Source organism: Bacillus sp. HY001, assembly GCF_007558965.1.
GTDB lineage: Bacteria > Bacillota > Bacilli > Bacillales > Bacillaceae_G > Bacillus_A > Bacillus_A mobilis.
On record NZ_VLTE01000060.1, the window covers coordinates 1 to 14040 of the forward strand.

Genomic DNA, 14040 nt, shown 5'->3' on the forward strand with positions numbered 1-14040 from the left:
TTTTAACATTCTCCGATCCCGATTTTCCTTTTATTATACAAGAAATACCCTATAGAATAGACTTTTTTCAAGTGTCTATTCTATAGGGTACATTTTATTAAGCCTCTATGCTTTTATATTGTCCAAACTATTTATTTAAAAGAGCTTTAATAACTTCGATTGCTTCTTTTGAACCACCGCATTCTAAAAAACTATCATTCAGTTTTCGTATACCATGTTTATACTTTTCATTTGAAAGAACGTCTATTACCGCTTCATTTAGAGTTTGCACATTAACATGCTCTTTCAATAATCTATGTGCTGCTTCCAGCTCAGTTAATCTTTGTGCTATCATTGGTTGGTCTTTATCATGTGGAATTATGACAAATGGGACATTAAAATAAATAGCATCGTGCACACTATTCATGCCGCCATGTGTAATAAAAACATCTGCTTCACTTAATATTTCTGATTGGGGTACGTATGAAGCAATTATAAAATTGTCTGGCGCTTTCTTAATTTTAGAACGATCATTTCTATCACCAATTGCCATTACAACTATTCCATCAAAATCTGAAAAAGTATCAATGCAAGTATTAAAAAATGGTTCGAGTCCTTCAAGCAGTGTTCCCATTGAGATATAAATAACTTTCTTATTTTTAAGTAATTCAAGTGGAAACTCTACATTAGTTTTTCGCTTTGAAATACTCGGTCCAATAAAAATGTTATTTTCTCCGAACGCATCGCTATTAGGTTGAAAATAACGACTTGTGTACACGAGAGAAATATCACCCTTATTATGCATAAATTGAAGATTATTTTTGGGCTTTACTCCAAATTCGTGTTCTATTTGATATAATAACTTTTCAGAAAGTTCATCAGGTTGAAATTGTATTTCTGCATTTGGATGAAAAGGTAAAGTTTCCAAAAATTCTGGAGGAATTAAAAATATAGGAGAAGAAACTACGCCAGGAATTTGTAAATACTCCTTTACTAACTCTCCAGCACCAAATATATCATAAATTACGAAATCAAAATTTATTCTTTCACATAATTGTTTTGTAATTTTCAATATATATAAAGAAGTTTGAACATGTACATGAAAGAAAGAATTCAGCCCAGATGAAGTTTCATTATCAATAGAAATCTCCTTTAATAAATCTGGATGAGTATATACAGTCGCTCCCAAATCTTCAATTCTACCTTTAAAGTGTTCTGTTGTAATATAATGTACATGATCCCCCCGTTCAGTAAAGGCATTGACTAAACCCAATGTAGGATTTACATGTCCTTCTGCTGGAAAATTAACCACTAAAATATTTAGCACTTATTTCTCACTCCTTACATTTCAATACTCTTATTAATCATACTGTAAATATTACCGTCAATCTTCACCTAATAGTCCTAATATGCTTGCTACTTAAGGTTGATAAATAATTGTCAGTTAATAACAAAAAAAGCATCTACATAAGTAGATGCCTAACCGTGATAAGGAGTGTTCTGTGAGGATAGAATAAGCTTTTCAGCTTGTCCTATGCTATCAATATATGATTTATTTTATAAATGGTGAATAATTGATAGAATTATTTCACCCATTTTATTCACTTAAATAGATAATATACTATTTCTACTTTACCTATTATACCTCGTTTCTAATTTATTCCTATGAAAAAACGCCTCTAGTTCACATGATTGCTAGAGACGCTTCGTACATTTTAATTCTCTTTAGGATCATCTATTTTTGGCGATTCTCCACTTAAACGCTTGTTTTTCAATTCGAAATAAGCATCTAAAACTTCTTTTCCAATATCAGAGTTAATGCCAGATTTATCATTAATAACCCATGGTACAACAACAGAGAACGCTACTTCTGGATTATCATATGGCGCATATCCTGCTAACGTTAAATTATAACATTCCCTTCTCTCGCCTTTTTCATTTCTTCCGATATCACTTTCACCACCGTAAACTGTCTGTGCTGTCCCTGTTTTACCTGCTGGTTTATACGATGCTTTTTGGAACGCCCTTACCCCAGTTCCATCACCTTCTTGGAATACCCTTCTAAATCCTTCCTTTACTTGATTTATATATTCCTCTTTCATATCTATTTTATTTAAAACGATTGGCTCTACTGAATGTACCACTTTACCAATTTCATCTTTTTGCGACGTTTGCTCTCTTACCTCTTGAACAATTTGCGGCTTCATTCGATATCCACCGTTTGCGATAGTTGAAATATACTGTACAAGCTGAAGCGGTGTATACGTGTCATACTGGCCAATTGAATAGTCTAATAAGAAACCAGGCTGATTATCTTTTTTACCAATTTGTCCAGCTGTTTCATTTGGTAAATCAATGCCTGTTGGAACACCTAGTCCAAATTGCCTGAAATAATACCTCATTTTATCAAAGTACTCCTGTTTAATATTTAATGAGCTATTTTTCACATAATCCACACCTGCAATTTTTAATGCTGTATGAAACATATAAACGTTTGAAGAAACTTGTAACGCTCTTAAATCATCAATATTTCCGAACTCTTTCCAAGATTTTTTTTCCTTAGTTCCCTTAAACTTCATTGGTGCATCATAAAAATAAGTACCTGGTGTTATAGCTTTCGTTTCAAATCCAGTTAAAACTGTCGCACCTTTCACTGTTGATCCAAGCTCGTACGAACTAGTCATTGTGCCTAATGCGTAGTCTTCAACTTCTGTTTTCCCATCTTTTTCTACAAGTCTTTTCCCAGCCATTGATAATACTTGTCCGTTTTTCGGATTCATCATTACAACGAAAGCACGGTCCAACATCGATTCTGAACCTTTATATGCTTTTAATATTTTTTCAATACTTTCTTCTACTTTTTTCTGCAGCTCCATATCTATTGTTAAAGTTAAGTTCTTACCGCTTTTCCCCTCAGAAACTGTTTCCGTTCTAATTGTATTACCTTGTTTATCAGCAACGCTTCTTACTTCTCTTTTTGCCCCATGAAGTACATCTTCATATTGCTGCTCGATATAACTTTTTCCAACCCTATCATTTCGACTATAATCACGTACCAAGTAGTAATCTAATCGTTCACTTGGTAATCCTTCATCAGAATTAGAAACATTTCCAAGAACGGATCGGAATAATCCATCATTTACATACACTCTCTCCCAATCAACCGATACGTCTACTCCTGGAAGATTCGCTAAACCTTCACTAATTATAGTAAATTCCTTTTCACTAACATCTTTTTTAATAATTTGAGGAGCCATTTGATAGCCTGCAGTCATCTTACTTTTAATAGCTAACACTTTTATATCTTTATCTGTTAATTCCTGAAGATTTTTATTTGTAACTCGTTTTCTTTTTAACTCTTCTATTTTTTTATCTAGCTTCTTACCGCTAATATCCTTCTCTCTAAATGTATCTATTTCTTTTTTAGATACTAGATTTTCAGCCAGTTTCGGATTTAATTGCATCCAAAAATCTTTCTTATCTGTCTCAGTTAACTTAGTAATATCTTCTTGCGGCATTTCAATTATATCTGCAAGTTGTCTTGCAGTTTTTAATATATCTTCTGATTTTACACCTTTCATCTTTGTGTACGTGACCGTTCGTAAAGATTTATTATCAACAACCGGATTTCCTTCACGATCAAATATTTTCCCGCGCGGGACGGAAAGACTCACAGTTGCATTTTCTCTCTTTTCTACTTCATTTTTATACGTCTCTCCATCGAGAATTTGCACTTTCCCTAACTGTATAATCATTGCAGAAAATAATAAAAATACACAAAGAAATAAAATGTTTAACCGCGTCGGTATTGCTCTACCACTTTTTTTCTCTTGCTTATTCACTTTGTCATAATCTCCTCCTTACAGTATTCCTCATAATAATAGAATCTATATATTAAAAGTAATGCACATTTTCTATACAGTACTTTATACAAATATTAATATACCGATAAAAACTTAATAGAAATTAAAACAAAGGTAAAGAAAAGGTAAAGTTTACTAAATTAAATATAAAAATCCCCAATGAAAAAGTTTAGCTTTTTTTCATTGGGGATTTAATCATTTATTTAAGAATGAATGCTAGAACGTATCGATATACATCTATCATCACAATTTGATAGAGGTTCTTTACTCTGAACTTTCGGCAAGTAAATCGTTACTGTTGTCCCGACACCAACCTCACTCATAATACTTATATTTCCTTGATGGCTTTCAATAATTTTATAACTTAACATTAATCCAATACCGGTACCTTTTTCTTTCGTACTATAAAAAGGCTCACCTAATCTCTTAATTCTTTCTTCAGGTATTCCTATTCCTTCATCAATTACATGAATAATGACACCATCATCGTTTATTTCTTTTATGTGGATTGTAATTTTCCCACCATTTGGCATAGCTTCGATAGAATTTTGCAAAATATTAATAAACACTTGTTTCAATTGATTTTCTGAGCATTCAATACTTATATCGTTGGATTCTGCATATAATTCGACTTGAATATTTGTCATAATTGCTTTTGTATTCATTAACGATACGACATTTTTATAAATTTGATAAATATTTTTTTGTTCTGTATTCATTTCATCTGTTTTAGCAATTGACAAAAATTCTTGGAGGATCGCCTCTATTCTTTCAATTTCCGAAAGCATTAGATCAAAATATTTTTCTTGATCCTCTTTATTAATTTGGAATAACTGTATAAACCCTTTTATGACTGTTAATGGATTCCTCACTTCATGAGCTACACCCGCTGCTAATTGACCGATTGCTGCAAGTGTGTCTGATTTATTTAGTAATTCTTCTGTCTTTTTCCGCTCTGTAATATCACGTACAATGATCATTATTTTATCATGTAATAATGGTAAGCATCTAGCTTCAAAGAAATCAATACTCCCATTAATTGTAAGCGGATATTCCACAATTACATTCGTTCCTTTTTCCTTCACTTGATGAATTGCTTCCTGAAACTGCTGTGCTACTGGAGAAGGTAATACTTCGAAAAACTTTTTTCCCATAAAAGCTTCTGCCGGTACGTAAAATTTCGAAGGGGATCCTGCTTTATAATCTATAATTGTGCCATCATCTTCTGTTAAAAAACATAAATCTGGTAAAGCCTTAAAAATTAATTCCAATTCAGACGTTTGTTGTTTTAACTGCTCTTCTATCGCTTTTAAATGTGTAATATCTACACCGACAGCCCAGTAGCTATACCCAGTTACAGGAAACTGTTCCGATATATTGGACCACATGATTGTTTTAATTTCACCATTTTTACATGTTAAGTGCATTTCCCAATCTCTGAAATTTTTTCCACAAGTTAAAAATTTCGTTTGTATTTGGTGACGATAATTATGATCTGGGTACAATAATTGAAGGGCATTTGGATTTCCTATTATTTCTTCAGCGGTATAACCTGTTACAATTTCACACTCCCGATTCCACAAAACAAAATCTCCATTATAATCAAGCGCATCAACCATAACAGGCATGTTTTGTAAAATCGTATGTAGTTCCTCCTCTTTTCGAGTAAACAACATTGTATTTTTACTTTGAAATACATTTGTTGCTCCATCAATAATTAGATTTGAAAGCATTTCAAAGTATTTTTGACAATTGTAAATTTCGCTTTTGTTGGACCATACTACAAAAGATCCTAAATGTTGATTGTATAAAAAAATGGGGATTTCAATTTTGGGAAGTTTACATATTTTCGTCTCATTTATTCCAAAAGAAAATATACATTCTTTTTCAGCATCAAGAAGTTGATGTGATATGTTGGTTAATTTATAAAACTGTTCTGCCATGGTTTCTATTGTACTCACATCAATAAGTTCCATTAGCCGCGCATTCATTCCTTTTTCACCTCAATATGTAAAATTAATACAAATTCAAAATTTATACTTCTCCATTATACGAAGAATGTGCCTTTAGGTATATAGTTGTAGAATAATTATTCGAACAAATTTTATTTTTCAATTAAAAACAGAAAAGAATTCGCATGAAAAATGAACTTTTAATCCATTTGTATTTACTCATCTCATACATGGTTTTCATATGAGAGTAATACATATCATCTTTAGTTGTATAAAAATACAAAAAAATATAAAGTTCATAAAATTTTCACAATTAACATGAAAAATATAAACATTTATTCCAATATATTCTATATAATAAAAAGTAATAAGGCTTCTATGAATCTCATAGAATACCTTACCCCTAATAAAAATAAAAAAAGAATCTATTTGGATTCTTTTTTTATTTTTATATTACATTACATATTTATTTAAGGCATGTGCAACACCGTGTTCTTCATTTGATAAGGTTTCGTATTGACACATCGCTTTTATTTCTTCTACTGCATTCCCCATTGCAATTGATATATTCGCTTTTTCCATCATGGAAACATCGTTTAGCCCATCACCAATCGCTACAGTATTTTCGACTGGAATATTCAGGTGTTCTGCTAAAGTATATAAGCCATTTCCTTTTTGGGCATCACGATGATTAATCTCTAAATTATGCCAATATGAAGATGTAATTGCTAAATCAGTATTATGCAGAAACGCTGCTTTTAACTTTTTTAATTTTTCTATGTCATAAGAAAATGGTAAAAGTTTATGCACATGTATATCAGTTTCTACAATTGGTTTACAACTTTCTGCACTATGAAATGCTGTATGTTCAAGATATAATGCTGCAATCGTTTCTAACTCTTTCACATCAAAACTTTCTTTTGAATTCTTCACATATTCGATCTCATTACGCACACTCTCTACGCCATAATCTGGTACATATACACCTTTATTAGTATAAAGCTGATAATATAAGCCATTCTCTTCAAGATAGTCTACAATCTCAAGTGCCTGCATATTTTCAATTGGATATCTCTTCATCATTTTTTTATCTTTATATATAAGCGCACCATTTTCCGCAATAATTGGACAGTCTAAATTAACTTCTAACAACAATCTTTCAATATCAACGATAGAACGTCCTGTACAAATTGCTACAACATGGCCAGCTTCCTGGCATTTTCGAATTGCATCTGCATTCTCTTTACTAATCAGTTTATTCCCTGAAAGAAGAGTTCCATCTAAATCAATTGCGATTAATTTCATTATTTCTTCACCACTTTCTTTAAATACACGAGTTCAATTAAACAAAAGGTATCGTTTTCATAATGATCTCGTGAAGTACTCCTTATTTATAATTTATGAAAAGCGTTTCAGGTCAAGAAATAATTATAAATAAAATCCAAAGCTTTTGCTTTGGATTTTAAACTATGAATTATAACTAATATATTTTGTCTCACACATGTATACATTTTTTTCTTCAGTTGGGACATATACTTTAAACTTTTCTAAACGTTTTCCGTAAATATGAATCGTGACAACGCTTTCGTTTTCAGCTATTTCAAGAATATGACAATCTGCTGGTGGAATGACTGTATCTGTTTCTCCTTCTCCCAAATAAAGATTTCCTGTATGCGTTAAATAAACAAGTGAATTTTCAATCTGCTTAGTTTGTATAAAATTCTGCACCATTATCCTTCCTGTAAAAACACCTTCTACTCCCCATGTACCATCATGATCATGTAAAGGTGTAGATTGTCCATCTTTCCATACAAGAGCTAATACTTCAAACCGCTTTAAAGGATCTTCATATAATAGGTGTCGTGCATATTGAGCCGAATTCGCCTTCTGTTTTTCTAGTGGAAGCCATGTTTTCTTTTCTAAAAGTTCTTCTAGTAATTTTTCAATCGCACAAGCAATTTGATCTTCTAACAAATTACTATCCATTAAATCCGTTACAGCTTTAATAAATGTTTGAAACGTTTTACTTCCATTACACGTTAACATAAGCATCCTCCTCTACTCTTTTCACACACTTCCATATTAAATAGGCCACCAAAAATTTACAATTGAGAAATAAAAAAACAAGGTACAATAATTTTGCACCTTGTTGATTAGGTTATTGAGTTGTCAAGCGAATAGGTAAGAATTTCAAAGTTTGTTCATTAAACTCTTCAACGATATTAACCTCACTATATTTCCCGATATGTTGTACAAGTTCATTTGCGATAGACTGATATGTAAATATAATAAAAAACGAATGATTAATAGAAATATTCTACGCCACTCATTTTTTATCGGACTTCTTTTTACTGTACTTTTATTTTCTTTATGAGTTATTAGAAAAATAATTGTCTATATAAGTCTTTATTTTTTCAAAATTCTTTTCCATAAATAAGATTGCTGGTACTTCAATTATTGGAAGATTATTTTCATTATCAAAAGGTGGACACGGTTTGGGAACTACCAAATAGTCAACTGAGTTTTTATCCCTAATATAATTAATTGAAACATCATAATACTTAGAAAAATATCCCTTCAAATCATCCTGATTCCTTAAAAATGGTAGAGAAAATATTGAACCATAATTTATACCAGCGTCGACAATTAATACAAAGCATATTTTTTTCATGATACACCCTCCTCGTATAATAAGTTTTAAGTTAATAACTGTTCTTTGAAAATTAAATAGTTTTTATCTTCAAGAGCTACATCAAAAAAAAATGATGTATGGGGAAAATTTAGTCTTGGATAAGGTAACACTGATAAAAACAGGTTTCCTTTTTCTTTATATTCAATTAAATCATATCATTATTTTATATGAATTTCCAGAATTTGTTTTTTTATTTTATTGGTAAACTTATGCTTAGCATGAATTGGAGGGATATATATGATAGATTATAGAATAATTTCAAGAGAAAACTATTCAAATAAGATTGGAGAGCTTGTAACAATGCTTGAACATACAAGAGATGTTACATTGAGCGAAATCTCCAATTTAAACCAAAGTGATTTAGATTTCTTACCAAACGGTAGTTCAAACACTATTGGTACTCTCTTATCACATATTGCAGCGATGGAGTTTGTTCATCAAGTTATCTCGTTTGAAAAAGAGATTTAACTGAAAGTGAATATCTAAAGTGGCGAATTATTACAGAAGTCATTGAATTTAGTAAATCACGTATTGAACATGAATTGCTCTGGATTACATCACTTATGAAGAAAATATGAAAAAATAAAAAAAAGTTAAAAACAATGAATGAAAATGAGATTTATTATCAATACTATAATTAATAAAAGGGCAACCACGATTTGGCTACCCTTCAAAATTTTATATTTCTGGATCGAAAGTTTTGCAATCTGTTTCTTCAGTAGTTGATGCATGTTTCCCTTTATTACTTACTACATAAATTGCATCTGCACTACATTTATTGCCGTTAGCCCAAAATTTACAGTTGTTTACTTCACATAAAACGTCTTGTGCCATAGTATCACACCTCCTTGTTCTATTATCATTAACAAAATTCGGAGGTATGATACTCTTTAGACTGCATTTTTTATTCCCTTTTTAGCTTTCTTAATGATTCAATATCTCCTTGTACAATCGCATCTATATTTTCAGTTATTTTTTTAATGTCAAAATGCCACCATTGAATTTGCAACAATTCTTCTATTATTGTATTTATAAATCGGTCCTTTATTTTATTTGCAGGGTTACCACCGACAATTGTATATGGTGCGACGTTTCTAGTCACAACAGATTTAGCTGCAATAATTGCACCATCCCCTATTTTTATTCCGGGCATAATCGTTGTATCCATACCTATCCAAACGTCATTTCCTATAACTGTATCACCTTTGTAGGGCAAATCAGACAAATTAGGTGTATACTTCTCCCACCCATTTCCAAATATATTAAATGGATATGCCGAAAATCCATCCATCCGATGATTCGCTCCGTTCATAATAAAGGTAACTCCATTTGCAATACAACAAAACTTTCCAATGGTAAGGCGATCTCCAAGAAATTCATAATGATGTAATACACGATCTTCAAATGTTTCTCCATCTTTCGCATCATAATAAGAATAGTCACCAACTAGTATATTAGCTTTTGTTACTGTATTTTTTATAAAATGGACATTTTGATTTCCTTCAATAGGATATTTAACATTTGGATTAGGATTCATGTTGCGCAGCACCTCCTTTATCATTTATTTCACTTTCTACTGTTATTACTGGTTTTAAATTATATATAGGTAAAATACATAATAATCCAATTATAAAAAGTAAAGCTGTACCTTCATACATCGTACTTAATGAGAACATCGCCTTCAATGAGCCCGCAATACTCATCGTTACTACCATTGATCCTGTAAATAATGGACTTAAAATACCGTTTACCCTTCCAATAAAATCTGTATCGCTATTTTGAATAATGAGCGTATTAATGCCTATTTGGATACATGGGAGAGCTAAACCACTAAAAAGTTGTGCTGTAAGTGTCACCCATAAATTTGTCGAATAACCAATAATACCAATGCCAATCGCCTGACCGAGCATCCCTACAATTAACATTTTTTGCGGTGCAACATTTTTCGCAAATACCATTGCTAAAGCACCGCCAACAATCATTCCTCCACCATTTACTGTTAGTAACCATTGTAAACTCTCTTTTGATAGCCCTAACTGCTCAGTTACAATAAATATACCCAGAGGCTGAATTAAACCGATACCCAGTCCTGCTGCCATAAAACAAAGCCCTAGCAAAGTTAATGCTTTTTTCTTTTTTACATATTTAATACCGTCTAGCATTTCCTGTAATAGCGTGATTTCTTTCTTCTCATTATCGTTCTCAAGATCTTTCGGAAGAAATAACAACACTGCTGCTGCAAGTAAAAAAGCGATACCTGTTATGATGATTGAAATATAAATTCCAAAACTATGAAAAATAAACGTTCCTAGTATTGGCCCTAACACCATAAAAATCGCAAATATTGTTTGATATATAGACATCGCCAATTGGATTTGTTCCGCCGATAAATGTTGTTTAAACAACTTCATACCCGATGGTTGAGAAAACTGCGAAAGGATTGCAGAAATAAGCGTGACAAAAAATACGATTTTCCACGTTCCAAACATAAGTGTAATTAATACAGCGAATACTGAAATAGAACTTAACGTTTCACACCATATCATTGTCTTCTTTGGCTTCCACCTATCAGCAAACGTTCCACCAATGAATGAGAAAATAAAAATGGGAGCAAATTCAGCTACTGAAATCATTGAAATAGCAAAAGCATCACCTTTCGTCATTTCCATTACATACAGCAATACGGCAAAGTTTCGAACCCATATTCCAATTTGTAAAAATAATGCTGAAGCTAAAATTCCCTGTACAAATCTATTTTTCAATACTTGTGATACCCCATTATTTTGTTTCGTTACTACATTTTTCGACATAAAAAGGCCTCCTATTTCGTGTTCTGAACAGGAGGCAGCACAAATCATATAAAAAGACTATATATTCGCAGAGCGAAATACATCCCTTTTCTATACATGTACAGACTAACCCTATTCAGAAGAATATTTCGTTTTTTAACGAAGATCTCTTACAAATAGAATTAGTTGATCATTGGGATGTTTTCACCCTTCCGTTTCGAATTTAAATAACACATACATACTCTATGTAAATCATTTTCTATGTATGCATGTCTAAAAATAAATATTCTAGAATGTTAATGGTAATTCCTCTAAAGAACGCATTAAATAATTCCCCTGCCATTTAACATCTTCACGATTCCCTTTTATTTGTAATTCAGGCATCCGATTAATCAAAGTAGTAATAGCAATCTTCGCCTCCAACCTAGCAAGTGGGGCGCCTAAGCAGAAATGGCTACCATGTCCAAAGGCAATGTGACGATTATTCTCCCGAGTAATATCAAATACTTCTGGGTTTTCAAATACTGTTTCATCGCGGTTTGCCGAAGCTAATGCAATGACAACCATATCCCCTTTTTGGATTGTTTGTTCGTGAATTTGAAAAGGTTCAGCTGCCCATCTTGCAGTTGTAACCTCAACTGGAGAATAATAACGCAATCCTTCTTCAATTGCAGAATCGATTAATTTTGGGTTATCTTTTAACAACTGTAATTGATTTGGATTTTCAAGAAGTGCTAATACCGTATTCGTAATTAAATTCACTGTTGTCTCATGTCCTGCTACGATTAATAGCATTATCATTGAATATAGCTCTGGGGCACTAAGTTTATGTCCTTCATTTTCTGCAAGTATTAGCGCGCTAACCAAATCTTCTTTTGGATCTTTTCGTTTTTCATCAACTATATATTGAAGATATGTAATAAACTCAGATAGTTGTTTTTCGGTTTCTTTTATTTCTTCAGGTGTTTCTGGCGATGCAATAACAGCATGAGACCAAATTCTAAATTTCGCTTGATCTTCTTTTGGAATACCAAGCATTTCACTTATTACAATAATCGGTAAAGGGAACGAATAATCATCCACTAGATTTAATGTACCTTTTCGCTCTATCTCACTTATTAAATCATCCGCTATTCTCTGAATTCTTCCGTCTAATTGTGTAATCATCTTCGGTGTAAAAGCTTTTTGAACTAAAGATCGTAAACGACTGTGATTAGGTGGATCTGAATTTAACATGTGCGTTGTTAAATGATCACTATTGTCAACGGAAAGATACATGTTCGTTGTATCTTGAGGAAACACATTTGTCATATCTTTTTTTAAACGATTATCTTTTAAAAGTGGCAGAGCATCTTCATATCTTGTAATGAGCCATTCTTTACCGAGTTCAACTTCATTTACAAATAATATAGGTTGTATTTTTCGCGATTCTTTATAAATTTCATAAGCATCTTCTTTAAACTGCGCTGAAGCTAAATTAATACCATCCTCTATTCTTTGCCCAACTTTGTTTTTCATTGACATTGTATCCCCTCACTCTCATTTTTTTGAAAACGAACCAACAGTTGCATTATACTCTAATAAAAACGTGAAAATTGTAAATTTTTAATTAAAATATTACTTCGTATATTGAAAAATAAAAAAGTAAGAGAGTAAAATCTTTCTACTCTCTCACTCTTATTTACGCAAAACACATGAAATTACTAATTTGTTGATAGCGATAACTTACTTTACGACGGCGACCACCTTGCCAAGTATAACCTGAAACCCCATTTCTCCTCACTTCAGTCGGGAAGAACCATAAGTCCCTTCCGAAAGGTCCAGGACGATGCAAACGTAAATAGCCCCATCTTCCTAGACAATTACACATCCAGGATTTCATATTACCTGCTTGCGCTGGAGAAGAAAATGTAGATGGTAACGATGGCGCTTGAGACGGTGGTGGTGACGTTGGAGCATCTTCCGCATCATCTGGTCTATAATCTTCTTGTTCCATTTCTCTCACTTCACTTACAGATTCATACCCGTAGTTTTGTGAATTATAATACATCCCTTGATCATATGGATAATTTGGCTCGTTATACATTTTAACAAATCACCTACTTTTCATTCAGTACCTTTAACATTCATATGTGATAAGCGCTCTATAGGTAGCTTATGTATAGCCCAAATTCATATAAAAGTGTTACAAAATAAAAATAGAAGAGATCTATATTAAATCTCTCCTATGTGCATTAAGCAAAACACATAAAATTACTAATTTGTTTATATTGGTAAGTTACTTTAAAACGATGGCCATCTTGCCAAGTATATCCTGATACATCATACCGCCGAACTTCTGTTGGAAAAAACCAGAAATCTCTCCCAAAAGTACCAGGTATATATAACCTTAAATAGCCCCACCTTCCTAGACAATTACACATCCATGATCTCATTTGGCCTGTTGTTATAGAATTAGCAAATGTAGAGGGTACATTGGGAGGGCTAGATGGAGGTAGTAACTTTGGTGCATCATCTGATTGACATGAACAAGACTGATTGTTCAATGAACGATTCCTCCTAATTATTAGTAAACTCTATATAATATATGAGCTTTCTTTTTATATGAAACTTCCAAAAAGGAAATATTTCTCTATTATCCCCAACAAAAATCCCCTTCTAATTATTTGAAGTGAACCCGAATAGTGGTACATGAAAAAAACACCTCCTGAATTCGCATACTAAGTATGCAAATTCAATGGAGGTGTTTTTGGTTTGAAAACAAG

12 protein-coding genes and 2 pseudogenes are annotated in these 14040 nt (G+C 32.2%); 2 read left to right on the top strand and 12 right to left on the bottom strand.

From position 1 onward, the window contains the following. Window positions 1–127: 127 nt before the first annotated feature. The 6 genes from FOT98_RS24405 to FOT98_RS24430 form a co-directional block, all read right to left on the bottom strand. A complete protein-coding gene (locus FOT98_RS24405; RefSeq protein ID WP_063262049.1) occupies window positions 128–1306 on the bottom strand; it encodes a macrolide family glycosyltransferase in 1179 nt (392 codons plus the stop codon). Between the two features lie 388 nt (window positions 1307–1694). Continuing rightward, on the bottom strand, window positions 1695–3821 hold the full coding sequence (locus tag FOT98_RS24410; RefSeq protein WP_063262050.1) for a peptidoglycan D,D-transpeptidase FtsI family protein: 2127 nt from the start codon (window positions 3819–3821) through the stop codon (window positions 1695–1697). A gap of 224 nt (window positions 3822–4045) precedes the next feature. Further along, the gene (locus FOT98_RS24415) at window positions 4046–5833 is read right to left on the bottom strand and encodes a PAS domain-containing sensor histidine kinase (protein ID WP_063262051.1); all 1788 of its coding nucleotides are present in this window, start codon (window positions 5831–5833) and stop codon (window positions 4046–4048) included. Between the two features lie 414 nt (window positions 5834–6247). Beyond that, window positions 6248–7099, bottom strand: coding sequence for a Cof-type HAD-IIB family hydrolase (locus FOT98_RS24420; RefSeq protein WP_063262052.1), 852 nt, complete (start codon window positions 7097–7099; stop codon window positions 6248–6250). A gap of 162 nt (window positions 7100–7261) precedes the next feature. Beyond that, window positions 7262–7840 carry a cysteine dioxygenase family protein gene (locus FOT98_RS24425; RefSeq protein WP_063262053.1) on the bottom strand — a complete coding sequence of 193 codons (579 nt, stop codon included), beginning with the start codon at window positions 7838–7840 and terminating at the stop codon, window positions 7262–7264. Window positions 7841–8162: 322 nt separating this feature from the next. Then, window positions 8163–8465, bottom strand: a complete 303-nt coding sequence (locus tag FOT98_RS24430) for a hypothetical protein (protein ID WP_063262054.1) — start codon at window positions 8463–8465, stop codon at window positions 8163–8165. A 258-nt stretch (window positions 8466–8723) separates the two neighbouring features. Here FOT98_RS24430 and FOT98_RS24435 point away from each other — a divergent pair, with 258 nt between their 5' ends. Continuing rightward, window positions 8724–8954 carry a hypothetical protein gene (locus tag FOT98_RS24435; RefSeq protein ID WP_390842825.1) on the top strand — a complete coding sequence of 77 codons (231 nt, stop codon included), beginning with the start codon at window positions 8724–8726 and terminating at the stop codon, window positions 8952–8954. 29 nt (window positions 8955–8983) lie between these two features. Further along, window positions 8984–9064: pseudogene (locus FOT98_RS24440) on the top strand (PadR family transcriptional regulator); the annotation flags it as partial. A 100-nt stretch (window positions 9065–9164) separates the two neighbouring features. On the opposite strand, the gene FOT98_RS24445 reads toward FOT98_RS24440, so the two are convergent. From FOT98_RS24445 to FOT98_RS24475, 6 genes and pseudogenes are all read right to left on the bottom strand, one after another. Beyond that, entirely contained in the window at window positions 9165–9320 is a 156-nt protein-coding gene (locus FOT98_RS24445) for a DUF1540 domain-containing protein (protein WP_000046092.1), read from the bottom strand. Between the two features lie 70 nt (window positions 9321–9390). Beyond that, a complete protein-coding gene (locus tag FOT98_RS24450) occupies window positions 9391–10023 on the bottom strand; it encodes a Vat family streptogramin A O-acetyltransferase (RefSeq protein ID WP_061678516.1) in 633 nt (210 codons plus the stop codon). Then, a complete protein-coding gene (locus FOT98_RS24455; protein ID WP_063262055.1) occupies window positions 10013–11296 on the bottom strand; it encodes an MFS transporter in 1284 nt (427 codons plus the stop codon). The genes FOT98_RS24450 and FOT98_RS24455 overlap by 11 nt, the downstream gene beginning before the upstream one ends. Window positions 11297–11563: 267 nt before the next feature. Continuing rightward, window positions 11564–12799 carry a cytochrome P450 family protein gene (locus tag FOT98_RS24465; RefSeq protein WP_063262056.1) on the bottom strand — a complete coding sequence of 412 codons (1236 nt, stop codon included), beginning with the start codon at window positions 12797–12799 and terminating at the stop codon, window positions 11564–11566. Between the two features lie 157 nt (window positions 12800–12956). Further along, window positions 12957–13361 carry a Sec-independent protein translocase family protein gene (locus FOT98_RS24470; protein ID WP_063262057.1) on the bottom strand — a complete coding sequence of 135 codons (405 nt, stop codon included), beginning with the start codon at window positions 13359–13361 and terminating at the stop codon, window positions 12957–12959. 148 nt (window positions 13362–13509) lie between these two features. Then, window positions 13510–13794 (bottom strand): annotated as a pseudogene (locus FOT98_RS24475) (hypothetical protein); the annotation flags it as partial. Window positions 13795–14040: the final 246 nt, after the last annotated feature.

Excerpts from the sequence above, each read along its gene's own strand:
- FOT98_RS24415 (WP_063262051.1), bottom strand. The coding sequence starts at position 5,833 with ATGAATGCGCGGCTAATGGAACTTATTGATGTGAGTACAATAGAAACC.
- FOT98_RS24420 (WP_063262052.1), bottom strand. The coding sequence starts at position 7,099 with ATGAAATTAATCGCAATTGATTTAGATGGAACTCTTCTTTCAGGGAAT.
- FOT98_RS24425 (WP_063262053.1), bottom strand. The coding sequence starts at position 7,840 with ATGTTAACGTGTAATGGAAGTAAAACGTTTCAAACATTTATTAAAGCT.
- FOT98_RS24430 (WP_063262054.1), bottom strand. The coding sequence starts at position 8,465 with ATGAAAAAAATATGCTTTGTATTAATTGTCGACGCTGGTATAAATTAT.
- FOT98_RS24435 (WP_390842825.1), top strand. The coding sequence starts at position 8,724 with ATGATAGATTATAGAATAATTTCAAGAGAAAACTATTCAAATAAGATT.
- FOT98_RS24445 (WP_000046092.1), bottom strand. The coding sequence starts at position 9,320 with ATGGCACAAGACGTTTTATGTGAAGTAAACAACTGTAAATTTTGGGCT.
- FOT98_RS24450 (WP_061678516.1), bottom strand. The coding sequence starts at position 10,023 with ATGAATCCTAATCCAAATGTTAAATATCCTATTGAAGGAAATCAAAAT.
- FOT98_RS24455 (WP_063262055.1), bottom strand. The coding sequence starts at position 11,296 with ATGTCGAAAAATGTAGTAACGAAACAAAATAATGGGGTATCACAAGTA.
- FOT98_RS24465 (WP_063262056.1), bottom strand. The coding sequence starts at position 12,799 with ATGTCAATGAAAAACAAAGTTGGGCAAAGAATAGAGGATGGTATTAAT.
- FOT98_RS24470 (WP_063262057.1), bottom strand. The coding sequence starts at position 13,361 with ATGTATAACGAGCCAAATTATCCATATGATCAAGGGATGTATTATAAT.